General features: G+C 63.0%; 28 protein-coding genes. 15 read left to right on the top strand and 13 right to left on the bottom strand.

Features of this window, described 5'->3' with window-relative positions:
- Nucleotides 1-228 precede the first annotated feature (228 nt).
- The 3 genes from rimO to ACXAED_RS13965 all read left to right on the top strand — a co-directional run bounded on the left by rimO (nt 229) and on the right by ACXAED_RS13965 (nt 2,851).
- Nucleotides 229-1,647 carry a 30S ribosomal protein S12 methylthiotransferase RimO gene (gene rimO, locus ACXAED_RS13975; protein WP_475050752.1) on the top strand — a complete coding sequence of 473 codons (1,419 nt, stop codon included), beginning with the start codon at nt 229-231 and terminating at the stop codon, nt 1,645-1,647.
- Nucleotides 1,648-1,660: 13 nt separating this feature from the next.
- On the top strand, nt 1,661-2,437 hold the full coding sequence (locus ACXAED_RS13970) for a hypothetical protein (RefSeq protein WP_475050750.1): 777 nt from the start codon (nt 1,661-1,663) through the stop codon (nt 2,435-2,437).
- A 171-nt stretch (nt 2,438-2,608) separates the two neighbouring features.
- Nucleotides 2,609-2,851, top strand: coding sequence for a CDGSH iron-sulfur domain-containing protein (locus ACXAED_RS13965; protein WP_475050748.1), 243 nt, complete (start codon nt 2,609-2,611; stop codon nt 2,849-2,851).
- A gap of 75 nt (nt 2,852-2,926) precedes the next feature.
- Here ACXAED_RS13965 and ACXAED_RS13960 read toward each other — a convergent pair whose 3' ends face one another.
- The 5 genes from ACXAED_RS13960 to ACXAED_RS13940 all read right to left on the bottom strand — a co-directional run bounded on the left by ACXAED_RS13960 (nt 2,927) and on the right by ACXAED_RS13940 (nt 4,961).
- Entirely contained in the window at nt 2,927-3,202 is a 276-nt protein-coding gene (locus tag ACXAED_RS13960; RefSeq protein WP_475050746.1) for a DUF6455 family protein, read from the bottom strand.
- On the bottom strand, nt 3,202-3,459 hold the full coding sequence (locus tag ACXAED_RS13955) for a DUF6455 family protein (protein ID WP_475050743.1): 258 nt from the start codon (nt 3,457-3,459) through the stop codon (nt 3,202-3,204). The genes ACXAED_RS13960 and ACXAED_RS13955 overlap by 1 nt, the downstream gene beginning before the upstream one ends.
- Nucleotides 3,460-3,502: 43 nt before the next feature.
- Nucleotides 3,503-3,766 carry a DUF6455 family protein gene (locus ACXAED_RS13950; protein WP_475050741.1) on the bottom strand — a complete coding sequence of 88 codons (264 nt, stop codon included), beginning with the start codon at nt 3,764-3,766 and terminating at the stop codon, nt 3,503-3,505.
- A gap of 86 nt (nt 3,767-3,852) precedes the next feature.
- Entirely contained in the window at nt 3,853-4,245 is a 393-nt protein-coding gene (locus ACXAED_RS13945; RefSeq protein WP_475050739.1) for a YigZ family protein, read from the bottom strand.
- A gap of 2 nt (nt 4,246-4,247) precedes the next feature.
- Nucleotides 4,248-4,961, bottom strand: coding sequence for a M48 family metalloprotease (locus tag ACXAED_RS13940; protein ID WP_475050737.1), 714 nt, complete (start codon nt 4,959-4,961; stop codon nt 4,248-4,250).
- 151 nt (nt 4,962-5,112) lie between these two features.
- Here ACXAED_RS13940 and ACXAED_RS13935 point away from each other — a divergent pair, with 151 nt between their 5' ends.
- Nucleotides 5,113-5,361, top strand: a complete 249-nt coding sequence (locus ACXAED_RS13935) for a hypothetical protein (protein ID WP_421054140.1) — start codon at nt 5,113-5,115, stop codon at nt 5,359-5,361.
- A 3-nt stretch (nt 5,362-5,364) separates the two neighbouring features.
- Here ACXAED_RS13935 and ACXAED_RS13930 read toward each other — a convergent pair whose 3' ends face one another.
- A complete protein-coding gene (locus tag ACXAED_RS13930) occupies nt 5,365-5,646 on the bottom strand; it encodes a DUF167 domain-containing protein (protein ID WP_475050734.1) in 282 nt (93 codons plus the stop codon).
- A 704-nt stretch (nt 5,647-6,350) separates the two neighbouring features.
- Between ACXAED_RS13930 and ACXAED_RS13925 the strand changes: the two genes are divergently transcribed.
- The 9 genes from ACXAED_RS13925 (at nt 6,351) to ACXAED_RS13885 (ending at nt 14,386) form a co-directional block, all read left to right on the top strand.
- Nucleotides 6,351-7,268: a DUF6236 family protein gene (locus ACXAED_RS13925; protein ID WP_475050732.1), complete on the top strand. Its 918-nt coding sequence runs from the start codon at nt 6,351-6,353 to the stop codon at nt 7,266-7,268.
- A gap of 240 nt (nt 7,269-7,508) precedes the next feature.
- Complete coding sequence (gene istA, locus ACXAED_RS13920; protein WP_475046390.1) at nt 7,509-9,008, top strand: IS21 family transposase; 1,500 nt, start codon at nt 7,509-7,511, stop codon at nt 9,006-9,008.
- Nucleotides 9,005-9,736 carry an IS21-like element helper ATPase IstB gene (gene istB, locus ACXAED_RS13915; RefSeq protein ID WP_027234437.1) on the top strand — a complete coding sequence of 244 codons (732 nt, stop codon included), beginning with the start codon at nt 9,005-9,007 and terminating at the stop codon, nt 9,734-9,736. The genes istA and istB overlap by 4 nt, the downstream gene beginning before the upstream one ends.
- 217 nt (nt 9,737-9,953) lie before the next feature.
- Nucleotides 9,954-10,385, top strand: a complete 432-nt coding sequence (locus ACXAED_RS13910; protein WP_475050730.1) for a DUF4376 domain-containing protein — start codon at nt 9,954-9,956, stop codon at nt 10,383-10,385.
- 545 nt (nt 10,386-10,930) lie between these two features.
- Entirely contained in the window at nt 10,931-11,212 is a 282-nt protein-coding gene (locus ACXAED_RS13905) for a hypothetical protein (protein WP_475050729.1), read from the top strand.
- Between the two features lie 172 nt (nt 11,213-11,384).
- Nucleotides 11,385-12,365 carry a hypothetical protein gene (locus tag ACXAED_RS13900; RefSeq protein ID WP_475050728.1) on the top strand — a complete coding sequence of 327 codons (981 nt, stop codon included), beginning with the start codon at nt 11,385-11,387 and terminating at the stop codon, nt 12,363-12,365.
- A complete protein-coding gene (locus ACXAED_RS13895) occupies nt 12,362-12,724 on the top strand; it encodes a hypothetical protein (protein WP_475050726.1) in 363 nt (120 codons plus the stop codon). Before ACXAED_RS13900 ends, ACXAED_RS13895 begins: the two co-directional genes overlap by 4 nt.
- Before the next feature lie 397 nt (nt 12,725-13,121).
- Nucleotides 13,122-13,700, top strand: a complete 579-nt coding sequence (locus tag ACXAED_RS13890; protein ID WP_475050723.1) for a nitroreductase family protein — start codon at nt 13,122-13,124, stop codon at nt 13,698-13,700.
- Nucleotides 13,697-14,386: an EI24 domain-containing protein gene (locus tag ACXAED_RS13885; protein WP_475050721.1), complete on the top strand. Its 690-nt coding sequence runs from the start codon at nt 13,697-13,699 to the stop codon at nt 14,384-14,386. Before ACXAED_RS13890 ends, ACXAED_RS13885 begins: the two co-directional genes overlap by 4 nt.
- 318 nt (nt 14,387-14,704) lie before the next feature.
- On the opposite strand, the gene ACXAED_RS13880 is transcribed toward ACXAED_RS13885, so the two are convergent.
- Together ACXAED_RS13880 and mce are read right to left on the bottom strand one after the other, a co-directional pair.
- The gene (locus ACXAED_RS13880; RefSeq protein ID WP_475050719.1) at nt 14,705-14,980 is read right to left on the bottom strand and encodes a DUF1467 family protein; all 276 of its coding nucleotides are present in this window, start codon (nt 14,978-14,980) and stop codon (nt 14,705-14,707) included.
- A gap of 56 nt (nt 14,981-15,036) precedes the next feature.
- On the bottom strand, nt 15,037-15,441 hold the full coding sequence (gene mce, locus ACXAED_RS13875; RefSeq protein WP_475050717.1) for a methylmalonyl-CoA epimerase: 405 nt from the start codon (nt 15,439-15,441) through the stop codon (nt 15,037-15,039).
- Nucleotides 15,442-15,617: 176 nt separating this feature from the next.
- Here mce and ACXAED_RS13870 point away from each other — a divergent pair, with 176 nt between their 5' ends.
- Nucleotides 15,618-16,337 (top strand): response regulator, encoded by a 720-nt coding sequence (locus ACXAED_RS13870; RefSeq protein ID WP_475050716.1) that lies wholly within the window; start codon nt 15,618-15,620, stop codon nt 16,335-16,337.
- Between the two features lies 1 nt (nt 16,338).
- Nucleotides 16,339-16,479: a hypothetical protein gene (locus tag ACXAED_RS13865; protein WP_475050714.1), complete on the top strand. Its 141-nt coding sequence runs from the start codon at nt 16,339-16,341 to the stop codon at nt 16,477-16,479.
- A 623-nt stretch (nt 16,480-17,102) separates the two neighbouring features.
- On the opposite strand, the gene ACXAED_RS13860 is transcribed toward ACXAED_RS13865, so the two are convergent.
- The 5 genes from ACXAED_RS13860 to ACXAED_RS13840 form a co-directional block, all read right to left on the bottom strand.
- Nucleotides 17,103-18,323 (bottom strand): DUF1501 domain-containing protein, encoded by a 1,221-nt coding sequence (locus ACXAED_RS13860; protein WP_475050713.1) that lies wholly within the window; start codon nt 18,321-18,323, stop codon nt 17,103-17,105.
- Nucleotides 18,324-18,337: 14 nt separating this feature from the next.
- Complete coding sequence (locus tag ACXAED_RS13855; RefSeq protein ID WP_475050712.1) at nt 18,338-19,723, bottom strand: DUF1800 domain-containing protein; 1,386 nt, start codon at nt 19,721-19,723, stop codon at nt 18,338-18,340.
- Between the two features lie 259 nt (nt 19,724-19,982).
- Complete coding sequence (gene aspS, locus ACXAED_RS13850; RefSeq protein WP_475050711.1) at nt 19,983-21,761, bottom strand: aspartate--tRNA ligase; 1,779 nt, start codon at nt 21,759-21,761, stop codon at nt 19,983-19,985.
- A gap of 329 nt (nt 21,762-22,090) precedes the next feature.
- Nucleotides 22,091-22,744, bottom strand: a complete 654-nt coding sequence (locus ACXAED_RS13845; RefSeq protein ID WP_475050710.1) for an aminotransferase class IV family protein — start codon at nt 22,742-22,744, stop codon at nt 22,091-22,093.
- Entirely contained in the window at nt 22,687-23,892 is a 1,206-nt protein-coding gene (locus ACXAED_RS13840; RefSeq protein WP_475050707.1) for an aminodeoxychorismate synthase component I, read from the bottom strand. Before ACXAED_RS13840 ends, ACXAED_RS13845 begins: the two co-directional genes overlap by 58 nt.
- Nucleotides 23,893-23,982 lie beyond the last annotated feature (90 nt).

Raw genomic sequence — 23,982 nt, 5'->3', positions numbered from 1 at the left:
GCTTTGGCGCACTGGCTTCCATACCTGACGGAGGGCAGCGCCTGACCTTGGGGAGGTGCAAAGCGCCTTCCCACGGGGAAGGTCAGGCGCTGCCCGGCCTATCGTCCGGGCAAGGGGAAAATGCAGCCCCTGGTGCACAGGGGGGTGCACAGGCGGTGTACAGGGTGTGCACGCCTGGCACCCCCCGTTTTCCTTGCCTCCTGCCGCATTCCTGATATATGCGCGCGCATGACCAGTACCCCGCCCAGCAACCCGCCCAGCCTCCGCCCTGACCTAGCTCCGGAACCGCAGTTCCGCGAGGCGCCCCGTGACGGCCAGCCGACCCTCGGCATGGTCTCGCTCGGCTGCCCCAAGGCGCTGGTGGACAGCGAGCGGATCCTGACCCGGCTGCGCGCCGAGGGCTATGGGATCTCGCCCGACTACGCGGGCGCCGACGCGGTGATCGTCAACACCTGCGGCTTCCTCGACAGCGCCAAGGCGGAGAGCCTGGAGGCCATCGGCGAGGCGCTGAAGGAAAACGGCAAGGTGATCGTGACCGGCTGCCTGGGCGCCGAGCCGGACTACATCCGCGAGCATCACCCGCGCATCCACGCGGTCACTGGCCCGCACCAGTATGAGCAGGTGCTGGACGCGGTGCATTCCGCGGTGCCGCCCTCTCCGAACCCTTATGTGGACCTGCTGCCCGCGGCGGGTGTGAAACTCACCCCGCGGCACTTCAGCTATCTCAAGATTTCAGAGGGCTGCAACCACAAGTGCAAGTTCTGCATCATCCCGGACATGCGCGGCAAGCTGGCGTCGCGCCCGGTCCACGCGGTGCTGCGCGAGGCGGAGAAACTGGTCGAGGCCGGGGTGCGCGAACTGCTGGTGATTTCGCAGGACACCTCTGCCTATGGGCTCGACCGCAAGTATTCCACCCACCCCTGGAAGGGCGAGGAGGTGCGCAGCCACATTCAAGACCTCTCCCGCGAGCTGGGCAAGCTGGCCCCGGCGGAGGACCTGTGGGTGCGGCTGCACTATGTCTACCCCTACCCGCATGTACGCGAGCTGATCCCGCTGATGGCGGATCCGGACAACGCGCTCTTGCCCTATCTGGACATCCCCTTCCAGCACGCCCACCCGGATGTGCTGCGCCGCATGGCCCGCCCGGCTGCGGCGGCCAAGACGCTGGACGAGATCCGCGCCTGGCGCGAGACCTGCCCGGACATCACCCTGCGCTCCACCTTCATCGTCGGCTTCCCCGGCGAGACCGAAGCCGAGTTCCAGCACCTGCTGGACTGGATGGACGAGGCCCAGCTGGACCGGGTGGGTTGTTTTAAGTACGAAAACGTCGACGGAGCGCGCTCCAACGATCTGCCGGACCACGTGCCGGAAGAGGTGAAGCAGGAGCGCTGGGAGCGGTTCATGGAGAAGGCCCAGGCGATCTCCGAGGCCAAGCTGGCGGCCAAGGTTGGCCAGACTTGCCAAGTGATCGTGGACGACATCGACGAAGACGGCATCGCCACCTGCCGCACCAAGGCCGACGCGCCGGAGATCGACGGCAACCTGTTCATTGATGAGGGAACGGGCGGGTTGCAGGCGGGCGATCTGGTGACCGTTGAAGTTGACGAGGCCGGGGAGTATGACCTGTGGGGTAAATTAAACTCCTAGATCCGAAATTGTTATGAAGCCGAATTTTTTTGACCGTTTCACCTCAGGGCTGCTTCTTGGCTCGCTCGCAGCACTACTGTTGGCTTCACGAATAAACTCGCGTGTAACCGACCGCATCGCCGAAAACTGGGTACAGTTTGCGACGATTTTCGCAGCCATTTGTGCTGCGCTTATCGCATTGATCGGTGTCCAGCGGCAAATTGAACATGGAAGAAAGATAGAAGAAGCGAGACGGGCAGCATCTCTTAGGGCTGCAAAATCTACCCTTCCCTTAGCATTGTCGGAAATATGCAATATAGCTCTTTCCAAAATTCAGGACTGTGTAGACACAAGTACTTTCGACCCAGACCTCCTTGTAAAAGCACCTGAACATATTGGCGAACCCACGATCAAGATACTGAAGGAATGCATTGAATTCAGTGACATTGAAACTGGAGAGCAACTAGCAAGTATTATTAGAATTTACCAAGTTAGAAATGCTTGGGAAAACGGAAAACTTGGAAAAATAGTCGAGAAACCAACACCACAAACTCTGGACGGGTATAATAGAATGTACCACGCAATTGATTGGGCTGTGATCTATGCACTCTGCGATCAGGCATTCCCGTTCTCAAGAGACGAGCACAGCAGGATAGAGGGGACTCTTGACCCAGTCAGGATAAAGTCCGCGCTAAACTTTGCAAACGTTTACCCAGACAACTACACTGACTTTTCAGGGATTCTAGACAAATTCATCGATCGTAAAGGCTATGAAAACCGCTACACAAAGCCTTCTGAAATGCGAGATTAATAGGCTCAACCCACTGTCAAAACCTCTTACCGCAAAACACTAGGGCAACCTCTACCACTTCAACTTCGATGCTGCCCACGCACTCTGGATTTTCCATTCTCCCCCTCCCCTCCCGGCATATCCCTGCTACGCTCTCCCCAAACCGCAACCAGCCAGGGAGAGCGCCCAGCTATGACTGACACTCCGGAAATCGCCCAGAAAGCCCCCTTCCCCGTCGAGGTGACCGAAGGAAAGACCTATTTCTGGTGCGCCTGCGGCAAGTCCTCGCGGCAGCCGTTCTGCGATGGATCCCACAAGGACACGGAGTTCGAGCCGGTGAAATACAAGGCAGAGAAAGACGGCAAGGTGTTCTTCTGCGGCTGCAAGCATTCGGGGAAGAAACCCCTGTGTGACGGCACGCACTCAAAACTGTAGGGGATCAGGCCTGAGCGCCCGAACAGCAGCAAACCACCCCGCAAGCCGGGCTTGTGGGGTGGTCTGATTTTGGGCTCAGGGCATCAGCCGCTTGAACAGGTCTGCGCTGGGGCAGAAGTCCGGCACCGCGGGCGTGTCATCGCGGCGCGACGAGATCCACAGCGCGCAGGACTTGCTGCAGCCCGCGCCGCGGCAGGAGGTCACCATCCGGGCGTAGTCCAGCCCGTTCAGCCGCCCGGCCTTCATTTCCTGGTCCAGGTCGATGCCCGCCGCCTCTGCCACCGCGCGCAGCAGCCACATGTGGCGGAAGATATTGCCCAGGCCCTCGGCCTCCGCTGCCATGTCCTTCATCAGGCGAGGTCCTTCAGCTGCATCAGCGCGTCCGCATTGCGGCAGCCTGGCATCGGCGCGTCCGCGCGCTCATGGGCGGCCAGGAAGGCCTCGCATTGATCCGGCACCGCGCACCCGCGGCAGCGGGTGATCATGGCGGCCCAGTCCTCGTGACTGATCTTGCCTGCTGCGAAGGCGCCGGTCAGATCGGCACCTGCGGTGTCGCCCATCCGGGTCATCAGCCGCAGATGGTAAAGGGGATCCCCCAATGGCTGCATCTCTTGAACTCCTGTTGGATTCCGGGCCGGGCGCAGGTGCGCGTCACGCCTGCTGCTCGGTCAGATAACCAAGCAGGTCGCGGTTGCGGCAAAAATCCGGGGCATCTGCCCCAGGGCGCAGGCCTTCGGCCAGCCATTTGCGGCAGGCGCCGACGCCGCCGCAACGCGTGCAGCGAAGCACCGCCTCGGCGATCTCGTCGAACCGCAGGGTGCCCGCCACCGCCTCTTCCTCCAGATCCAGGCCGACGGTTTCGGCCATCCGGTCAAACAGCTCGGCGTGCGTCTTCAGGTCAGCATGGGTGGTCATCGCGCTCTCCCGGAATCATTTATTCCGGGTGCAGCTTAGCCGCGGGCGCGGAGGGAGAATTTGACTCAGGTCAAACGGGATAGAAATTATAACGTTTTCGCGCCAAGGTGGTCGAGATAGGCCCGCACCGCATCCTGTACCCGGCGGAAGCGGTCGCCGCCCAGCTTCTTGCCGCCGTACCAGCGCGTTACGATGATAACGTGATCCTTGAGGCCCTCGCGCTCCATCATCCGCAGGATCACCATCCCCGCCCCGGACTCGCCGTCATCGGCCTTGAGCCCGCCCGCGGGCAGCATCGCCGCCCAGGTGTTATGGGTCGCCTTGGCATAGGCCCGGTCGGATTTCAGCTCTGCCAGAACGGCGTCCACCTCCTCGCGCGAGGCGGCCGGCGCGCCGGTCACCGCATAGCGCGAGCCGCGGTCGGTCAGGACCACGCCAAGCATCGTCAGCTCAGGCGCGGCCTGGTCCCTGGCGGCCATGCTCAGTTCAGCCCGTAGCGGTCGATGGTTGCCTGCACCACCCGAACCCGGTCGGGATTGGCGGGGTGCGTGCCCAGAAAACGGTCGCCGGGATCCGGCAGCCGGTTGAAGAAGCGCACGCCGATGCTGGGGCGGTAACCGGATTTATGGGTGATGATGGTGCCCAGTTCATCCGCCTCCAGCTCAAAATCCTTGGAATAGGTGCGCGCGCCGACAAAGCCGCCAAGGTCCTGCGCTGTCGAGACGCTGGACGATCCGCCCCCTGCCAGTGCGGTGATCAGACCGGCGCCGGCGCTCACCAGTGCAGAGTTCTGCGCCTGACGTGCCAGGTGGCCGCGGATGTGGTGGGCGGCCTCATGCGACATGACAAAGGCCAGCTCGTCATGGTTGGCGATCTGGCCCAGCATCCGCTGGGTGAAGGTAATCACCGGGCGGCCATTGCGGTCGAGGCTCTGGTAGGCGTTGGGCGCTGCGTTCGGGTTGGGGTCAATGCGGATCAGGAAATCGCAGTTCAGCCCCTGGGTGCGGCTGCGGCACTCGCGCTCGGCCACCGGCTCCACCCGCCGCGACACGGAGGCAAATGCGTTGCGCGCCTCGCCGGGCGCCATCCCCTGAACCCGCGGCGCCTGAACGACCGGCGCGGACTGCGAGGCAGGCTCAATCGCCACATTACAGGCGCTGACAGCAAGGGCAAACAGACACAGAAAACGGCGCATGGCAGATCCTTTTGCAATTCGCCGCCAACATACCGCGCAAGCCCGGGGGATAGCAATTGCGGCGGCGGCGGAAGATTGCCGTTACATTGGTACGATAGCGAATGTTTGCAAGGTCTTGCCAGCAGGCAGGCCGCAGTGGCAGGCTGGTTCCATGTTTACAATCGAACATGAATTCGACTCGACGGTTATCACCTTGGTGGATGAGGGCGGCGCCCCCCTTGCCGAGGATGTGACCATCAATTCCTTTGCAGAATGCGTCACGGTCGAACAATACGACCCGCGCACCGACAGCGTGCAGAAAATCACCCTGTCGCATCTTCAGGTGCGCGACCTGGCGGCGGCGCTGGACTTGCCCGAAGGGGTCTACCGCCTGGTGGGCGGAGAAGACGGGGAAGACTAGGCGTCAGCCCGCTCCCTGATAGACAAAGACCTTGTCGCGCGAGGCTGCGCCGCGGCGCAGCTCCAGGCCCGACGGTGCCGTTCCCATGGCTGTTGCCAGCAGCTGGCGGATGGCCTCATTCGCCTTGCCGTTCTCCGGGGCTGCGGTGACAGAGATTTTCAGCACACCCTCAGCCTGCACGATTGCATTGCGCGCCGCCTTCGGCGCGGCCCGCACCGCAATTTCCGTTCCCGGCACGCGCAGATGGCTCAAGTCCGGCAGGTCCTTTTTCTTTGGCTTTCCCATATGGCCACACATGCCCTGTGCAGGCGGCAAAAGCCATAGACTTTGCCCGCCCGGCGCAGCTATCACCCCGGCAGCGAAACCCAGCCCCGCTGCTCCCAAAGCACAGATGCAGCGCTGTTAGGGGACACTTGATATTGCAGTAACCGGAAGATGGCCGCAGACCCCGGAAGAACCCGGTTGGCGCCATATAATAAAGGGTTTTTAGGAAGGTTTGCGACTAAGGGCAGGCCCGGGGCGTTTGTCCTTCAACACTCGGCAAAAAGGCCGATAAGGCGCTTGAAGGCAAATCTGGGACACTTCCCATTGCAAACTCTCTAAAACCCCTGAAAGGCCCGTAGAACAGGGTTTTTATGCGAGTACGGCTGCAGGAAGCGCGCTGAAATCGCGCTCCCGAACTTGGAACTAGCCTCAAATCCTGCCGGCACCTTCCAAGAACGGGAAAGGCGCCTTAAAATCAAACCACTAGTCAAAAGTGAAGGCGTAGAGCCACCTAACAAACTTGGAACGGTTTTTTGAGTCGTTGTCAGGCAAGCCCTGTAACGCGCGCATTCCCCATAATCATACAGCGCGCAAGTGCCTACCTGATGCAGCTTCAACCAGTCACATAACGATCAAACCGCGCCAAGATAGCAAAGTTGCAACTTGACTCAGTTTCAGCCTATGAATGAGCCGATTGACAGCAATGCACGATAAAAGGAAACCGGATGGGCGAAGCCAAGCGCAGAAAGCAGACTGATCGTTTCTACGGCAAGGTGCCAAAAGTTGGAAAAGGCATACTTCTTGCTCCGCCCATGTCTATCGCACCTGATGGCAAGTTTACTCTCATTGCCGGCTGTGACCCTTCAGAACTTCGCCGAGCGGTACTTTTTTGGGACCGGATAAGACGCCCGGGCACCAAATTGATCAGTTTCGCGCCATCTCCCGACGAGGAGTTTTTGGCTTCCTGTGGAGTAATTGAGAGGCATGAAGACCTAAGCGTACCAGCAGGCATTACCGGAAAGGCCCTTGCCCAGTCTTACATTAGAGCGTTCACGGAACTGGAGGCTGCCGAACCCGGCCTATGGGCTATGTCGGAAGTGCCGAATTCTTTCCTCTTAGAACAAGGCGAGACTTTTCGCCCTGGTCGTGGAGCCCTGATGGAACTTCACCGGGCCATTCCGCTACCTGCAGAAGATGTACCTTTAGCCGACCTACTAGAGTTCAAGGAAAAGCGAAAGGATGAGATCAGGGACTTGACTCTAGAACTTGATGGGCTGTTCAGCCGGATTGAGCAAGCAGGAGACGTTAACTTTGAACTGAGACGTGCCATCAACGAAGTCGATAAAAAGTGCGCCTCCATTTTGGCAGTTGGAAAGGAGTCAAATGTCAAGTTTATCTTAGGGGACTTAAGCTTTGGTATCTCGCTAGAAGACAGTTTTGGCAGATTGATCGGCGCCTCGGGAATCGGAGAAGTGATCGGCCAAAGCTTCGGACTGCCAACGGTGGGCGCCTTACTAGGCATGGCCTCCCAGTTGAAGCTGAAAGCGGACCTAGGCGCCAAAATTGCTAGAAACAAGAAGGCAGAAAAAATCGCTCTTTCGCCTTATAGAGTTGTGAGCCGACTGGTAAACGAGCCAATATAGTCGACACGAACTACCAAAGCAGTCTTCTCTCAAGCTTGAAACTTCGGCTAGTGACAGCTCAGAAGCGAAGCTTATGCTTCGATCATGCAGAAACTAGGTACCAATAAGCACAGTTATGTTCATTTGTGAATCGGCGTGCAAAATTGACCCACTTGGGTGGGTTATGAGCGAGTAAAATTGACCCACCTGTTTTCGTTAACATCCGCACAAAAAGTGCGGAGGAAAGAGCAGGTGTTACTGATGGAAAGCGTGTCGAAGATCCGACGATGGGTATTGGTTGAGGGACGCAGCATCCGGTCTGTTGCGCGGGCGACGGGATTATCGCGGAACACGATCAAGAAGTATCTGAAGGATGAGAGCCCGCCGAGCTACCAGCGCCAGGCCCCGCCGGTTCGGCACAAACTGTGCAACGGGTTTGATCTTCGGCTTCAGGAGCTGTTCGATCAGGACCAGAAGCGACCACGCCGGGAGCGGCGGACGGCCCAGAAGCTCTATGAGCAGCTCGTGGTGGAAGGCTACACCGGTTCCTATTCGCCAGTTCAGCGATTTGTCCGCGATCTGAGGCGGGCCGGTGCCGGTTCGGGCGAGGCCTTTATCCCGCTGCATTTTGCGGCAGGCGATGCGCTGCAATTTGACTGGAGCGAAGAACGGGTTGTCCTGGGCGGTATCGAGCAGAAGGTGAAGGTTGCCCATTTCCGCCTGTGCCACAGCCGCAAGCCCTTTGTCGTCGCCTATCCCGGCGAAGCCCAGGAGATGGTGCTGGATGCCTTTGCGCAGGCGCTGTCTTTCTATGGCGGGGTTCCACGCCGGGTGATCATCGACAACCCCAAGACCATGGTGACCTATGTCTCCCGCTCCAAGGACCGGATATTCCATCCCCGGTTCCTTGCCTTGATGAACCATTACGTTATGGAGCCGGTGGCCTGCACCCCGGCTGCGGGCTGGGAGAAGGGACAGGTCGAGAACCAGGTCCAGTTTTTGCGCGGCCGGTTGTTTGTGCCCAAACCTGCCTTTGATGATCTCGATGCGCTGAACGATTGGCTGCGCCTGCGCTGTGAAGAGCTGGCAAACCGGCCCCATCCCGAGCAATCGGATCGCACGATTGCAGAGCTGTTCGAAGACGAACGCGCCGAACTGCGCCCTCTGGGGCGAGCATTTGACGGATACGTGGAAAAGACCGTTCGTGTTCGCTCCACCTGCCTGGTTCAATATGCCAGCAATCGCTACAGCGTGCCGTCCCGGTTCGCGGGGCAACATGTGTCGCTGCGCGCCTATGCAGGCCGGATCGTGCTGGTGTCGGGCCAGGATGTCATCGCCGAGCACAAGCGTCGCTTCACCCGCAATGTCAGCTATTTTGAACCTTGGCACTACGTGCCGCTGCTGGATCGCAAGCCCGGCGCCCTGCGCGACGGCGCCCCCTTTGTGGACTGGCAACTGCCTGAGGCCATGCATCAGATCAGGGAGCACTACATGGCCGGCAAAGGCGGGGATCGGGAGTTCGTCGATCTGCTTCTGCTGGCCCAGGATCACGGGGTCGAGGTGGTCGAGACGGCTTGCGAACTGGCGGTGGAACAAAACACCCTGCGCCTGCCCGCCATCATCAACCTGATTAACCAGTTGGTGGAGCCGGTCATCACGCCGCTCAGCGACGCCTATACCTATCCGCAGCTGACCTTGCGGCCCGAGGCCGATTGCAAGCGCTATGAGACGCTGTGCTCGGCTGAGGAGGCTGCCGCATGAACGCCCTCATCGACCAACTGACCGCCCTGAGGCTGCACGGGATGGCAGCTTGCGCCCATGATTTGCTGTCCGCGCGCAAGCCACCAAGTCTGACCACAGCGATAAAGCAACTGATCGACGCTGAGACTGTAGAGCGGCGGGTGCGCTCCATCCAGTATCAAATGAGGATTGCGAAGTTCCCCCACCACAAGGACTTCGCCACCTTCGATTACAGCGCGGCCGCCGTCACCCAGCCCCAAATCGAGCCGTTCTGCTCAGGCCAATTCACAGAAGAGGCACATAATCTCATCCTGGTGGGCGGAACCGGCACCGGCAAAACCCACATCGCCATCGCGCTTGGAACCACCCTGATCAGCAACGGCAAGAAGGCGCGCTTCTTCAACGCCGTCGACCTGATCAACGCCCTGATCAAGGAACAGGCCGAGGGCAATGCCGGGAAGATCATCCGGCAGCTCTCGGCCCTGGACTGCGTCATCATCGACGAGCTGGGCTACATCCCGTTCCCCAAGTCCGGCGGCGCGTTGCTGTTCCATCTGATCAGCAAGCTCTATGAGAAGACCAGTGTCATCATCACGACGAACCTGGAGTTCGGCGAATGGGTCTCGGTCTTCGGTGACGCCAAGATGACAACCGCGCTTCTGGATCGCGTAACCCATCACTGCGCAATCATCGAGACAGGCAACACGTCATACCGGTTCGCACAGAGCAAGCGACGCAGAAAAACATAAACGTCGCGCAAGCAAAGCCCCCAGTCGGACTCGCTATATGAGGGCGGCCCGCCTGGGGCCTTTGCGCCACAAGGGGTGGGTCAAATTCAAACGCTGAAACCGGGTCAGTTTTGAACGCTCATTGACATCCTGGTCCTTCGTGACCAGGGACGCTATGCGGCGGTTCTACGCGGCGCCTTTCCCTATCAAGACTTCATCGGTGAGATCGAGGTGGATCATGCTTGAGTTCGGTCAGAACCTGGAGCGGGTCCGGCAACGGCTAAAGGAAGCCATCCACGCTGAGCGGGACCGCCGCATCAGTGCTGGGTTCGAGTTCCAGGGACACTGGTTTGACTTTGACCCGGACAGCGTGACGAACATTACCGGTGCAGGGGCCAGCGCCGGTATAGCAATAGCAATGGGAGCAAAAGCCGGGGACTTGCGGTGGGCAGATCCGGACACGGATTTTTCCTTCCTGAACCAAGAAAACGTCTGGGTGCCAATGGACGCCCAGACCTGCTTCGCTTTCAGCCAAGCTGCACTCAGGCACAAGCAGGCCCATATTCGCGCAGCCAGGAACCTCAAGGACACAGACCCGCCACTGCAGGATTTCACTGACGATCAGCTCTGGCCGCCTGCAAGTGAACAGAAAGGTCTTGCGCAATCTTAGGGTGATTCTTACCTCTAAAGGACAAATACCTTTCGCCCCAGCCAGAGCAGACGGAGAAACCGTCTTCCGGCTCTGACAATCGGGAAAAACTCTAAATTAAGGACACTTCAATGAAGACTGCATTTACTTGCATGACCGCCACAATTCTTAAGTCTCGCTTTATCTCCCGCTGCCTTTGCGGTCCAAGAGGTCGAACGCACAGTCTGGAACCCGCCTGCAGAATATGACCACCAATACGAAGGGCATTTGACACTGTTTCAAATGCCCCAGAGGCAAGTGAGGGAGTTGTGCAGGCAGCTCTTTGAAAACAACGAAGCTGCTATCCCGGTCACACACACACAAAGAGGATGCGCATGGCGGATCCCTGGTTCCTGCATCGTCATCACCATTGACCGCGAGTTCCGGAACACTCTGCCGGAAGACGTTGTGCGACACGAAATCGGGCACTGCAACGGCTGGCCCGCTGACCACTCCGAGTAACCGCATTTCCAATCAGGAGGTTGACCGCGGCGGCTCACAAAAACCACCCAAGAGGAGAGACTAAAATGCCCCGACACCAGGAGACAGTTGCAGTTGATAAGGACGAATGGGTTGAGCTGACCGCAAATGACGTCACCGTCATCAGCTTTCAAGTGCTAGACGGTGCGGTCGAAATCCGGCGCGCAAATACCAATCAGCCAGAATTTTCAGACAGAGGTTGGATCTACGCTGGCGGCACTGGCGAGCGGGAAATCAACCTGACTTCCATCAGTGCTGGGACTGGCGCCCGCCTATGGGCAAAGGGCCGCCGCAGCGCAGGCTCTGAAGTAATGGTCGATCATGCGTAGCCCGTTTACTAGCGGCCCCTTCGCACTCCATAGCCCTTTCCGTTCGAGGCAGTTCTCACCGCTTACCCTAAGCCTAGTCCTGTTCATCGACCCCTCCGACACCTCAACGCTGTTTCAGGACGCTGCAGGCACCAGGCCCGTCACCGTCCAAGGTGACCCGGTCGGCCTGGTGATGGACAAGTCGCAGGGGTTGGTGCGCGGACCGGAACTCTACGGAGATGTTTTCACAACCGGCTTGGGCACATGGCAGTTCACCGCTACTGGGGACTCTGTAGCCCGGGTAGGCGACGACGGTCAATCAGTGGTCCTGGAGCATGCCGGTTCTACTGCCCGCGCGTACCTGACCGCAGTTGATCTGCGCAGTGGTTACCACGAGATTTCCTTCTCATTGGAGACCTCCAGTCCACAAGATCAAGCCAACGTGACCGTGGGGTCCACCTCTCTGGGCAATTTCACTGCCGGGGACCACACCATTAGAGTTATCGGCGGGTCGAGTTATGGGGCCGGTGAGCTGCGCTTCAACATCTACGCGACTGGAGTATCTGCGACCGTCAGGAACCTGTCCTGCCGCACTCTCCCCGGCAACCACCTCACCGCCCCATCTGACGCCGCAAGGCCAACCTATCAGACCGGCGGCGGGCTTCACTGGCTGGCGTTCGATGGGGTCGACGATGAGCTGGTTGCGATTGGTCCGCTGCCGTTCTCGACCGACATCCTCAACTGCACAGCGTTCCGGCTTGATGCATTCAATCGCTCATTTCCAGAAGTAATATCAAACCGGGGTCCATCCCTGGTTCCCGACCAAAGGCACCCAATGATCTACCTTAGTCAATCGTCGGGAAACATTGGTACGAACATCGCACAGAACAACTCCTATGCGTTCGACCTCGGGGGGGCCGTACTTAACAAGGACTTGGTTGTGTCAATGCAGTCAGTTGGTATGGACCGGGTTTACCGGGCCAACGGGGTTGAGAACACTAACTCTGACGGCCCTGTTCTGGTCGCAGGCGAAACGACGCCTTTCCGGATTAGTGGGGGCAACCGTTTCAGTGGTCGGTTCTACGGCACCGTGCAGGTCAACAGCACCCCAACAAGCAACCAACTCGCAGCAGTTCGCCAGTGGTTCGCACAGCGTTCGGGAGGCATCGCATGACCCTGCACACCAACCGCATCGCCTTCCTGGCCCCGCTGAAACATGCGGACGCTTGCAACCGCGCAGCAAACGCCCTTGGCCGGTCAGGCATGAACTTCGGGGTCAGGCTGTCCGCAACCGGGCAGGAGCCTGCAACCCACGTGGGCGGGTCAGCTGTGGAGACGGATGCGTTCGTGCGAGCGGTTGCGCTGGCGAAGCGGTTCACCCCACCAGTTGAAGATCTGGCTCCGGTAGATTGGCAAGTGGTCGCGCATCATTTGGCGGTGACCTCCGGCCCGGCAGGCACCACCAGCGCCGGGGAGCAGTTCGCCGACATACTGGAGGAACACGGGCTGAAGCGGATTGAGGCCGAAGCGTAGCGCGGTGCAATTTGGCCGAGAGAAAGCCCCGGTGATAGCCGGGGCTTTTGTCTTCTTGCAAGCCATCCTTTTGCACAAACCCTGTGTAAGCCGCGTTTAAACGGCTGCTGCTGGCAACGGATTTAAACGGTTTGGGCGGCAGATTTCCCGGTATTGCAATCCGAAGTGTCCCAAGCTTGCCGCCCTGGCAGCCGCTGGTGCCGCCGCGCCGGGGCTGGAAACCCCTCCGGAAAAGCCCTAAAAATCAAGGAAATCTCACAAACGAGTTGCTGCAACGCGAAGTGTCCCGCACTGCAACGCGAAGTGTCCCGCTACAAGCGCGCAAGGCCCATTGGCTCTTGAAAAAACGCCCATGCCTGCCGAGATAGGCAGCAACAGATGTAAAAAGGTTTCACATATGCCCGCACGCAATGATGCCGCCCTTGAATTCCTGCTGTCGCGCCGCTCGCGCCCGGCCAAAACGCTGGTGGCCCCGGCCCCCACGCGCGAGGAGCTGCGGCCGATCCTGACCGCCGCCGCCCGCACCCCCGATCATGGCAAGCTGGAGCCCTGGCGCTTTATCGTGGTGGAAAGGCCCGCCATGGCACGGCTGGCCGCCCTGTGCGAGGACACCGGCACCCGGCTGGGCAAAAGCCCCGAGGACATCGCCAAGGGCCGCAGCCAGTTCGACCTGGGCCAGCTTGCCGTGGCCGTGGTCGAGGTGCAGACCCCAAGCCCCAAGGTGCCCGCCATCGAGCAAAGCTACTCCGCCGGCGCGGTGTGCCTGTCGCTGCTCAACGCGGCGCTGGCGGCCGGCTGGGGCGCCAACTGGCTCAGCGGCTGGGCCAGCCATGACCGCGGCTTCTGCGAGGCCGCCTTTGGCTTGGCAGAGAATGAGCGCATTGCCGGCCTCATCCACATCGCCACCGAAAGCTCCGCCCCGCCCGAGCGCCCGCGCCCGGACCTTGACGCAATCACCACCTGGATGAGCGCATGATCTTTACCGCCTTTTTCAAGACCCTCGGCCAGACCGGCGACCCGCGCTTCCGCAAGGTGCTGTTCCTGGGGCTGGGCCTGACCGTCGCCCTGCTGATCGCCGCCTACGCGGGCTTTCTGGTGCTGATCCAATGGCTGGTCGGCCCCGAAGCGACGGTGCCGGTGCTGGGCGAGATCACCTGGCTCGATGATCTGCTGTCCATCGGCTCGCTGCTCCTCATGCTGCTGCTGTCGGTCTTCCTGATGGTGCCGGTAGCCTCGGCGATCACCTCGATGTTCCTGGACGAGGTGGCGCAGGCAGTGGAGGACAAGCACTATCCCGCCCTGCCGCCCGCGGCCAAGGTGCCGTTCTGGGATGCGGTCAAGGACACGGTGAACTTCCTCGGCCTTCTGATCGGGGCCAATATCCTGGCGCTGTTCCTCTATGTGCTGTTTCCGCCTGCGGCGGTGTTCATCTTCTGGGGGCTGAACGGCTTTTTGCTGGGGCGTGAATATTTCACCCTCGCAGCCGCCCGCCGGGTGGGCACGGCGGAGGCAAAGAAGCTGCGCCGCCGCCATGCCACCACGATCTGGGCGGCCGGCACCCTGATGGCGATGCCGCTGTCGGTGCCGCTGGTGAACCTGGTGGTCCCGATCCTGGGGGCCGCAACCTTCACCCACCTCTACCACGCGCTGGCCCGCAGATAAGACGGGCCGCGCCCCCCGGCCGCAGCCGGGTCAAGGCCGGCTTGAGCCGCCGCGCGGCACGCGCGGTTCAGCCTTGACGCGGCGGAGGACGGAATACACTGGAAATGGCGCCTTGAGGGGCAGACCTGCCCCTCAAGCGCTTCTCAGCAAGCTTTCCATCATCAAAACCGGAACCCTGCCCCGCCCCAGCCCGCCTGGGCTGGCCGCAACCGCGCCGCGCGCCAGCGCGGCGCCACGCCCAACCGGCACGCAGGCATGCCAATGCCTCCCGGCCGGGCGGGAGAACTTCTTCCACTTTAGAAAAGGAGACCCGCGGCCTCAATCCCGCTCGGGCAGCATCCCCATCCAGTCGAAATCCCGCACCGAGATCACGCCGGAAAAGATGATGCCGGCAACAATCGCCCAGATCACCGCAGCCACCCCGGTGGTGATCCAGGCTTTCTGCTTCAGGTAATGGTTCTCGGGCGCGCCCGCATGGGTGCCCGGCACCACGTCGCCCTTGTCGCCCTGGGTTTCCAGCCGGATCGGAATGACCACCAGAAAGGTCATGAACCAGATCACCGCATACAATACGATCGCTGATGTAATGCCCATGGCTCCGGCTCCTCTGGTTTGCCCTGCCCCGCAGCCGGGGCAGGACGCTCATAGCGTCAAACTTCCTCGAGTTCCACCAGGCAGCCGTTGAAATCCTTGGGATGCAGGAACAGCACCGGCTTGCCATGGGCACCGATCTTCGGCTCGCCCGTGCCCAGCACCCGCGCGCCTTGCGCTTTCAGGTGGTCACGCGCCGCCAGGATGTCCTCCACCTCATAGCATACATGGTGGATGCCGCCCGCCGGGTTCTTCTCCAGGAAGCCGTTGATCGGCGAGTTCGCCCCCAGGGGATACAGCAGCTCGATCTTGGTGTTGGGCAGTTCGATGAACACCACGGTCACCCCGTGATCCGGCTCATCCTGCGGCTCCCCCACCTTGGCGCCCAGCGCGTTGCGGTACTGGGCCGAGGCTGCCTCCAGGTCCGGGACAGCAATGGCAACATGGTTCAGACGGCCAATCATCTTTGGTGTGCTCCTCTCACAATCTTTCCTCGCATCCGGTTATGCGGCGGATGCTGCGCCGCGGCAAGTGCGCCATTGCGCACGGGGGCCTCCGGACGCGGCAGCGCACGCGCCGTTAACCGGGTGTTAGCCTAGAGTTCCTAGCGTCGGTCCATATCCCGCAAGGAGGATACGTTATGGACGATTCGGAACTGTTTGCTGCCGCTCAACGCCTGCCCACCACCCGGCGCCCGCTGCTGGGGCTGACCATTCTGGTTGTCGAGGACAGCCGCTTTGCCTGCGAGGCGCTGCGGCTCCTCTGCCTGCGCAGCGGTGCCCGCATCCGCCGGGCCGATTGCCTGAAATCCGCCCGCCGCCACCTGCAGGTCTACCGCCCCTCCGTGCTGATCGCCGATGTCGGGCTGCCGGATGGCTCCGGTCTCGACCTCATCCGCGAACTGGCGGGGGCCAGCCCGCGCCCCAGCGTGATCCTGGCCACCTCCGGCGACCCCACGCTGGAAGCCGCTGCGATTGAGGCCGGCGCTGCCGGCTTCCTGGAAAAGCCGATCACATCGCTGGCCGCCTTCCAGCAGGCGATCCTGTCGAACCTTCCCGCCGACCGCCAGCTGGCCGGCCCGCGCGCCCTGGATGACGAGACGGTAGAGCCGGATTTGCTAGCTTACCGGGACGACATGGCGCACGCCGCGGACGTGCTCAGCATGTCTCAGGAAGAAAAAACCCTGGCCTATCTGGCGCAGTTCCTGGGCGGCGTCGCCCGCAGCGCCGGCGACCGGCCGCTTGCGGATGCGGCAGACCGGCTGGACAGCGCCCGGCAAAAAGGCAAGCCGCTTTCGCAGGATACCGCCACACTGGCCGGCCTGGTTCAGGAACGGCTCGACCGCCGCGCGGCGATCTGACATGGCAGAGGTTTTCCTGATCACGCTCGCCACGCTGGTCATCGTGCTGTACGGGCAGACCCGGCTCGACGCGCGGGCAATCCGCCGCAACCGCGGTCAGACGGACAACCGCCCGCTGATCATCAGTCAGCCAAACCGCTGACCGGGATCCGCCCGCCGCGCTTGCACTGGCCTGCCGGCCGCGGTTCATATTGCCACGCAGTTGCCGATGCAACAAAGCGCCCATGGTTCTGGCGTCCCGGTTTCCCCCCTGCGCCGCCTTGGTCCCCAGCAAGCGCCGGATCTTCAGCCCAGACGTCCCGTTCCATGCCCCGCCCCTGCAGCAAGACAGGCGAACCGGCAGTTCGATTCCCAGGCAGCATGGTGACGTCCTGAGGCCCGACCAGGTCCAGCCGCATGCCCGTCAGCCGCTGGCGCCCGCCCCCTGCGTCCTCCGTCCGCCCTGCGGGCAGGCAGTTGCGGCCCCGCGTCCGCTGCCCATCTCTGCCAGCAGATCACGCGCCGACTGAGCGATCATTCAGCCAGCCCTTTCCGGTCCTCTCCCGCGCCCGCAGCTGCGCGGCCAAGGCCGCACCGCTTGGCGGCCTTAGGCCCGGCACCGCCTTCAGGCGGTGCCGGGCCCAACGGCTCAGGTCATTCCCCGAATGATCTGAGCGGGCGGGAGCAGCCGGCTGCTATGCCGGACGCACCGGGCAGCGGAGTGCACGCCCGCAGCCGGAGCGGGTCACCTATGTCAGCGGCGCGGGAAGACCAGGCAACCGGCCGCTACAGCAGCAGTCCCGGATCGTCCTCCATCGCAAGCCCCGGGAACACTGCCGCTTCAAGCCCGCTTCTCTGCGCGCCTGCGAGCCCGTGCAGCAGCCAGGCGAGGTAGCGGCGCACGTCCGCGGTCGGCATCAGGTCGCGCCGGTCATAAAGGTCGGCCTCCGCCAGCCCCGGCCAGCGCCCCAGCACCCGGCCGCCGCGGACAGCGCCGCCCGCCAGCAGCATCGCGCCGCCAGTGCCGTGGTCGGTGCCGCCGGTGCCGTTCTCCCGCACGGTGCGCCCGAATTCTGTCACCGCCGCAACAGCGGTCTTGCCCCAGATCTCCGGCCCCATGCCGTTTTGCAGCTCCAGAACCGTATCGGCCAGCCGCCCCAGCGCTGCCTTCAGACCGCCCGCCTGGCGGTAATGCGTGTCCCAGCCGTTGATCGAGAACGCCGCAATCCGGCTGTCGCCGCGCAGCTGTTCGGCGGCATAGGCGGCAATGGCGGTGTGCGCCTTGCCCTTCGGCGTCTTCATCATCTCCATCATGCCGCTGTCCGCGCTGCCGCCGCCGCCATCTTCAAGGCCCAGGGACATGTCCTGGCGGGTCAGCTCCAGCGCCTCATTCAGCGCGGCGTGGAACAGCGGGTCGTCCTCCATCAAAAGCGCCGCCAGCCGCTCCGCCTGCGGGCTCATCGCCAGCCCGGCCCCGGGCGCCCATTGCGACACCGGCGCAGCACCCTCCAGCAGCAGCATCCGCTCCTGGCCGATGGCAAAGGCGGTGCGCGCATCCGTCCCCGGCGTCTGCTGCAGCAGCCGGTTCAGCCAGCCGTCCCGCGCCTCGCCCAGCCCGGCGGTGCCAGCCTCCAGCAAGTCCTGCCCGTCGAAGTGGCTGCGCCGGTCGCGGTAGGGTGTGGACACCGCCTGCACGAACCCAAGCTCACCCTTGCGCCACAGCGGCAGCAGCGGCGCCAGCGCAGGGTGCAGGGCGTAAAAGCCGTCCAGATCCGCTGCCCCGGCGGCGGGCCCGCCCGACAAGGTCTGCCGCAGCCCGGCAAAATCCGGGTCGCCATAGGGCTGCACCACATCCAGCGCGTCCATGCCGCCGCGCAGGATAATCACCACAAGCCGCGTGTCCCAGGGGGCGGCAGCAAAACTGACAGGCGTGACCAGCGGGCTGGCCGCCAGCGAACAGCCCAGCAGGGCGGAGCGGGTCAGGAGAGAACGGCGGGTCAGCTGCATCGGATGGCCTCCTGCTAGCGGCGCTGAAAGGCGGGAGAGGACAGGATGAGCCCGACCGCCTCGGCTTCGGTTTCAGCGGCGCGGGCGGCAAACATCACCCGCTCATTGGCAAAGCCGCCCAGTGCCGCAGAGGCAAAGCCGCGCGGATCGGGCAGCGGCTGCGCAAGCCGCCGCGGGGCCGCCATCGCCCAGCGCAGACGGGCGGCCAGAGCCTGCGGCGTCACCCAGGCGGCGTCTTCCTCCGGCCAGCCGTCCGGCCCGCCGGAAAACTCCCAGCGCTGTCCCATCGGCGTCAGCGGCGCCAGCAGCAAACGGTTCACCTGTCCCGGCCTGAATCCCGCAATCCGCGCTTCAGGCACCGCGAGCGCCCGGCAGGCCGATGCCACATAGTCAAACGGCGGCTTCACGTTGCGCAGCTGCGGCTCCCAGGCGGCCGGATGCTCCAGCAGCGCCGCATAGACCTGCATGAGGTCGCCGCCGCTGCCCTGAAACCGCGCTGCCACATGGGACACCAGCGCCGGATCCGGCGTGTCGGAGACGAAATGCACAGCCAGCTTGCGGGCGATATGCTGCGCGGTGACGGGATGGCGGGCCAGATCGCGCAGCGCGCTCAGCACCTGCTCCAGCTGCGGCTTGCCGCCGCCGTACGTGTTCCCCAGCACGGTTTCCGCCCCCGGCTCCGCCATCCCTGGGTGAAAGACAAACTGGGCTTCCTTGGACACGGTCAGACCGGTGAACAGTTCCGCAAGCTGGCGCACATCGGTCTGGCTGTAGGGGCCGTCCACCCCCAGCGTGTGCAGTTCCAGCACCTCCCGGGCCAGGTTTTCATTCAGCCCGCTCAGCCGCTTGCGCCGCGCGGCGGCGCGGCTGCCCGGCCCGGCAGAGCGGTTCTGGTCCAAGTACATCAGCATCAGCGGGCTGGTGGCAGCGGCGATCAGCAAATCCTCGAAACGGCCGCTGAGATGCGGCCGGATCACGCTCTCGGCATAGGGCGCGGCCAGCACCCGGGTCGCTCCCGATTTCCCTTGCGCGGTGAAATGGTCCGCCCAGAACAGCACCAGCCGTTCGCGGAACCCGTCGCGGGTATGGACATGGCGCAGCAGCCGCTGGCCGTGCCATCCGAACCGGGTGTGGTTCTGCAACCGACGGAAGTCCTTGAACGCCTTGTCCGCGGCCTCATAGCCAGGCTTGCCGTCTTGCCGCTTGCGCTTCCGCCGCAGCCGCCGGTACGTCGCAGCGCCCGAGACCGCGTCTTCCAAAGGGGTGACCGGAAACCGCTGCGCCATTTCGTCAGGGCCCCGCAGACGGCTGAGCATCTCATCCGCCGATGCAGGAGGCGCAACCGCCGGCGACAGCCCGGCACCAAAGCGGATCTCGGCCAAGTCTCCGTCAAATTGCATCGCCCTGCTCTCTCCTTGCACTGCCGGCCCTGCACAGCCGCCCTGCCCGCAGGTTAGAGCATTGCCGCCCTGCCCCACAGGTGATTTTCAGGTGATACGCGGTTCATCGCGGTTTCCGTCGCCTGCCCGGCGGAATTCCGGCAGAGCGATTCCCCGCGCATCGCGCACGCCGGATTTCCCGGGAAACTCTGCACCAGCACGGCGGCAAAAGAAAAGGCCCGGGCAAAAGCCCGGGCCTCCGTTAAACAGTGAAAGCGGTTTACTGATCCTGCGGGATCACGCGCAGGCCCAGTTCCATCAGCTGTTCGGCCATGGGCTCAGACGGCGCAGCCATCATCAGGTCTTCGGCGCGCTGGTTCATCGGGAACATGATGACTTCGCGGATGTTGGCCTCATCGGCCAGCAGCATCACCATGCGGTCGATACCGGCCGCGCAGCCGCCGTGCGGCGGGGCGCCGTACTGGAAGGCGTTGACCATGCCGCCAAAGCGCTTGCGCACTTCTTCCTCGCCGTAACCGGCGATTTCAAACGCCTTGAACATGATCTCCGGCTTGTGGTTCCGGATCGCGCCGGAGACCAGCTCATAGCCGTTGCAGGCCAGGTCATACTGATAGCCGGTCACAGCCAGCGGATCGCCTTCCAGCGCTTCCATCCCGCCTTTGGGCATCGAGAACGGGTTGTGGTCGAAGTCCAGCTTCCCGCTCTCCTCGTCCTCCTGGTAGATCGGGAAATCCACGATCCAGGCAAAGGCAAAGCGGTCCTGCTCGGTCAGGCCCAGCTCCTCGCCGATCACGTTGCGCGCCTTGCCCGCCACGGTCTGGAAGGTCTTGGGCTTGCCGCCCAGGAAGAAGGCGGCATCGCCCACGCCCAGTTCCAGCTGCTGGCGGATCGCCTCGGTGCGCTCGGGGCCGATGTTCTTGGCCAGCGGGCCGGCCGCCTCCATGCCGTCCGCGCCCTCGCGCCAGAAGATGTAGCCCATGCCCGGCAGGCCCTCTTTCTGGGCGAATGCGTTCATCCGGTCGCAGAACTTGCGGGAGCCGCCGGTGGGCGCCGGGATGGCGCGGATTTCGGTGCCTTCCTGCTCCAGCAGCTTGGCGAAGATCGCAAAGCCAGAGCCGCGGAAATGGTCGGAGACCACCTGCATCTTGATCGGGTTGCGCAGGTCCGGCTTGTCGGTGCCATACCACAGTGCTGCGTCCTTATAGGAGATCTGCGGCCAGGTCTGATCCACCTTGCGGCCGCCGCCGAATTCCTCGAACACGCCTTTCATCAACGGCTCGATGGTGTCGAACACGTCCTGCTGGGTGACAAAGGACATTTCCATGTCGAGCTGGTAGAAATCGGTCGGCGAGCGGTCGGCGCGCGGGTCCTCGTCGCGGAAGCAGGGCGCGATCTGGAAATACTTGTCAAAGCCCGAGACCATCATCAGCTGCTTGAACTGCTGCGGTGCCTGCGGCAGCGCATAGAACTTGCCCGGATGCAGGCGCGACGGCACCAGGAAGTCGCGCGCGCCCTCAGGCGACGAGGCGGTGATGATCGGGGTCTGGTATTCGTTGAAGCCGATGTCCCACATGCGGCGGCGGATCGAGGCCACCATGTTGGAGCGCAGCAGCATGTTCTTCTGCATCTTCTCGCGGCGCAGGTCCAGGTAGCGGTAGCGCAGGCGGGTTTCCTCCGGGTATTCCTGGTCGCCGAACACCATCAGCGGCAGTTCCTCGGATTTGCCCAGCACTTCGATGTCGCGGATGAAGACCTCAACCTCGCCGGTCGGGATCTTGGGGTTCACCAGGCTCTCGTCACGCGCCTTCACCTCACCGTCGATGCGGATGCACCATTCGCTGCGGACCTTCTCGATTTCGGCAAACACCGGGCTGTCCGGGTCGGCCATGACCTGGGTCATGCCGTAATGGTCGCGCAGGTCGATGAACAGCAGGCCGCCGTGGTCGCGGACGCGGTGGACCCAGCCCGACAGGCGGACGGTTTCCCCCACGTTGGATTTGTTCAGTTCGGCGCAGGTATGGCTGCGGTAAGCGTGCATCGGTTGACCTTTCGTTATACCGGTCTTGTGCCCGGGCGGGCCGTCGTTCGGGAGATGCGCACGGAAACGGCGCGGAATTCGTCCGGGGTGGTACACAAGTTTGCGGCTCAGTTGTCAAGCAAACAGGGCCATTTCCGCCCCGGCAGCGGCCCTGTTTTTGCCGGTTCGGCACGCTGGCGGCGCAAAGGCTCCCGCCCCTTGCCGCCCCGCCGCTGCGCGGCCCGGCGGCAAGCGTTGGGCCCGGCGCCCCGTCGGCGGCGGGGCGCCGGGGGCGTTCTGCGGCAACCGCAGCGCGCCGCAGGCGCGCGCCCGCGGGAGCGCTACGCCCCTTACACCATACGGGCCGGGATCAGACCGCGCAGGGAGTTGCCCACGTGGATGGCCTTCGCATCGTTCAGGTCCTGTACCCTCAGCACCTGCTCCCGGCACCGTCCGCTTTCCAGCAGCGTCCGGCGCAGAACACCCGGCAACAGCCCGCAGCGGAGCGGCGGCGTCACCCTCTGCCCGTCCGCGCGGGTCACAAAGAGATTGGTGATGGTGCCCTCGCAAATCTCATCGCGTTCGTTCAGGAACAGCAGCTCGTCCACCCCGTCAGGCAGGTTTGCCCGCGCGGTGTCATAGAGCGCGCGGCGGGTGGTCTTGTGCTGCAGCCAGAGGTCACCGGCCTCCAGCCGGGTCTCCGCAATGCCGAGGCGCCATTCAGCCGGGTTGTTTACCAGCGGTGCTGTGGTCAGCTCCAATTGGCCAGCCGCATCCAGCGTCAGCCGGCAGCGCAGCATCGTATCTCCGGCGGCCCCAGTCAGAACCGCCTGCGCCTGCTCAGGATCAAACGGAATCCCGAAAACCCCAGCGCTGCGCCCCATCCGGGCCAGATGCAGCGGCAGATGCCGGAACCCCTCGCCCGGGTGCCAGGCCAGCGTTTCGATCAGGCGGAAAGCGGGATCGTTCTGGAGGGCGTCACGCGGGCAAACCGGGCTTTCCATAGCGCTTCCTCATATTCCGATTCCGCGGTGCTGTCCCAGACCACGCCGCCGCCGACGTTGAGCGTCGCGCGGCCCTCTTCCAGCATCAGCGTGCGGATGGCCACGTTGAACTCGGACGCCCCGTCCGGCGCCGCCCAGCCGATGGTGCCGCAATAGATGTCGCGCGCCCAGGGCTCCAGCTCCGCCAGGATCTCCATCGACCGGATCTTGGGCGCGCCGGTGATCGAACCGCAGGGGAACAGCGCTGCAAAGATGTCCGCAAGCCCCGCATCGGGCCGCAGCTTCGCCCGCACCAGCGACACCATCTGATGCACGGTGGCATAGCTTTCCACCGCAAACAGTTCCGGCACATGCACCGAGCCGGTCTGTGCCACCCGGCTGATGTCGTTGCGCAGCAGATCGACGATCATCAGGTTCTCGGCTCGGTTCTTCTCATCCTGGCGCAGGAAGTCGCGGCGGCGGGCGTCCTCCACCGGATCGTCGCTGCGCGGCTGGGTGCCCTTCATCGGGCGGGTCTCAATGACGCCATCCGCACCGGTGCGGAAGAACAGCTCCGGCGAGCGCGACAGCAGGTCCGGCAGGCCGTCCTGCTGGACCAGCGCGCCGTAGCCCACAGCCTGCCGGGCCTGCAAGGCGGCATAGAGCTCCTCAGTGGTGCCATAGGCCACGGCATCAATCGGGAAGGTCAGGTTGGCCTGATAGATATCACCCTTGCCGATGTTGCGGTTCACCTCGGAGAAAGCCTCGGCGTAGCGGTCATAGGTCCATCGGGGTGTGATGCTTTCTAATCCTGCATCGCCCGGCGGAACGCCGGGCAGCGCCCGTCCGCCCCCCTGGGCGGGCGCTATCGCTTCCGCCCGCGGCCGGGCGCCGCCCTCAGTGGCAAACTGGGACGGTTCCTCAAAAACCCCAAAGCAGATCAGCGGCAGCCGCCGCCCTTCTGGCATCCGCCCGGCCAGCTTCGTCTCCAGCGCATAGCCCAGTTCATAAGACGCATAGCCCGCCAGCCAGTGCCCGGCGTCCCGCGCTGCATCCAGCGCGGCCAGTGCAGCGGGCACCTCTTCCGGCCCGTCCGCGCGGATCACACGCAGCGGCTGGTCGAAACACGTGCCGGCCCCTTTGGGCCCCTGATCAAAGCGAATCCGCACCGCAATTGACTCCCCGAGGTCTTGGCCCCCACATATATCTGTTCGCTATGCGAACAAAAGGGGCGGATGCGGCATTTTCAAATCCGTTTC

It is taken from the genome of Leisingera sp. ABM4_103, assembly GCF_056158685.1.
Note: the sequence above shows the minus strand (reverse complement) of the source record. Positions and strands in the feature narration are given on the sequence as shown.

What these genes read in the sequence shown, in the direction of transcription:
- ACXAED_RS13895 (WP_475050726.1), top strand. Translation starts at nt 12,362, where the DNA reads ATGACCCTGCACACCAACCGCATCGCCTTCCTGGCCCCGCTGAAACAT.
- ACXAED_RS13865 (WP_475050714.1), top strand. Translation starts at nt 16,339, where the DNA reads ATGGCAGAGGTTTTCCTGATCACGCTCGCCACGCTGGTCATCGTGCTG.
- ACXAED_RS13860 (WP_475050713.1), bottom strand. Translation starts at nt 18,323, where the DNA reads ATGCAGCTGACCCGCCGTTCTCTCCTGACCCGCTCCGCCCTGCTGGGC.
- ACXAED_RS13870 (WP_475050716.1), top strand. Translation starts at nt 15,618, where the DNA reads ATGGACGATTCGGAACTGTTTGCTGCCGCTCAACGCCTGCCCACCACC.
- istB (WP_027234437.1), top strand. Translation starts at nt 9,005, where the DNA reads ATGAACGCCCTCATCGACCAACTGACCGCCCTGAGGCTGCACGGGATG.
- ACXAED_RS13950 (WP_475050741.1), bottom strand. Translation starts at nt 3,766, where the DNA reads ATGACCACCCATGCTGACCTGAAGACGCACGCCGAGCTGTTTGACCGG.
- ACXAED_RS13890 (WP_475050723.1), top strand. Translation starts at nt 13,122, where the DNA reads ATGCCCGCACGCAATGATGCCGCCCTTGAATTCCTGCTGTCGCGCCGC.
- aspS (WP_475050711.1), bottom strand. Translation starts at nt 21,761, where the DNA reads ATGCACGCTTACCGCAGCCATACCTGCGCCGAACTGAACAAATCCAAC.
- ACXAED_RS13910 (WP_475050730.1), top strand. Translation starts at nt 9,954, where the DNA reads ATGCTTGAGTTCGGTCAGAACCTGGAGCGGGTCCGGCAACGGCTAAAG.
- ACXAED_RS13960 (WP_475050746.1), bottom strand. Translation starts at nt 3,202, where the DNA reads ATGAAGGACATGGCAGCGGAGGCCGAGGGCCTGGGCAATATCTTCCGC.
- ACXAED_RS13970 (WP_475050750.1), top strand. Translation starts at nt 1,661, where the DNA reads ATGAAGCCGAATTTTTTTGACCGTTTCACCTCAGGGCTGCTTCTTGGC.
- ACXAED_RS13900 (WP_475050728.1), top strand. Translation starts at nt 11,385, where the DNA reads ATGGACAAGTCGCAGGGGTTGGTGCGCGGACCGGAACTCTACGGAGAT.
- rimO (WP_475050752.1), top strand. Translation starts at nt 229, where the DNA reads ATGACCAGTACCCCGCCCAGCAACCCGCCCAGCCTCCGCCCTGACCTA.
- ACXAED_RS13955 (WP_475050743.1), bottom strand. Translation starts at nt 3,459, where the DNA reads ATGCAGCCATTGGGGGATCCCCTTTACCATCTGCGGCTGATGACCCGG.
- ACXAED_RS13885 (WP_475050721.1), top strand. Translation starts at nt 13,697, where the DNA reads ATGATCTTTACCGCCTTTTTCAAGACCCTCGGCCAGACCGGCGACCCG.
- mce (WP_475050717.1), bottom strand. Translation starts at nt 15,441, where the DNA reads ATGATTGGCCGTCTGAACCATGTTGCCATTGCTGTCCCGGACCTGGAG.
- ACXAED_RS13845 (WP_475050710.1), bottom strand. Translation starts at nt 22,744, where the DNA reads ATGGAAAGCCCGGTTTGCCCGCGTGACGCCCTCCAGAACGATCCCGCT.
- ACXAED_RS13940 (WP_475050737.1), bottom strand. Translation starts at nt 4,961, where the DNA reads ATGCGCCGTTTTCTGTGTCTGTTTGCCCTTGCTGTCAGCGCCTGTAAT.
- ACXAED_RS13965 (WP_475050748.1), top strand. Translation starts at nt 2,609, where the DNA reads ATGACTGACACTCCGGAAATCGCCCAGAAAGCCCCCTTCCCCGTCGAG.
- ACXAED_RS13925 (WP_475050732.1), top strand. Translation starts at nt 6,351, where the DNA reads ATGGGCGAAGCCAAGCGCAGAAAGCAGACTGATCGTTTCTACGGCAAG.
- ACXAED_RS13880 (WP_475050719.1), bottom strand. Translation starts at nt 14,980, where the DNA reads ATGGGCATTACATCAGCGATCGTATTGTATGCGGTGATCTGGTTCATG.
- istA (WP_475046390.1), top strand. Translation starts at nt 7,509, where the DNA reads ATGGAAAGCGTGTCGAAGATCCGACGATGGGTATTGGTTGAGGGACGC.
- ACXAED_RS13930 (WP_475050734.1), bottom strand. Translation starts at nt 5,646, where the DNA reads ATGGGAAAGCCAAAGAAAAAGGACCTGCCGGACTTGAGCCATCTGCGC.
- ACXAED_RS13945 (WP_475050739.1), bottom strand. Translation starts at nt 4,245, where the DNA reads ATGGCCGCCAGGGACCAGGCCGCGCCTGAGCTGACGATGCTTGGCGTG.
- ACXAED_RS13905 (WP_475050729.1), top strand. Translation starts at nt 10,931, where the DNA reads ATGCCCCGACACCAGGAGACAGTTGCAGTTGATAAGGACGAATGGGTT.
- ACXAED_RS13935 (WP_421054140.1), top strand. Translation starts at nt 5,113, where the DNA reads ATGTTTACAATCGAACATGAATTCGACTCGACGGTTATCACCTTGGTG.
- ACXAED_RS13855 (WP_475050712.1), bottom strand. Translation starts at nt 19,723, where the DNA reads ATGCAATTTGACGGAGACTTGGCCGAGATCCGCTTTGGTGCCGGGCTG.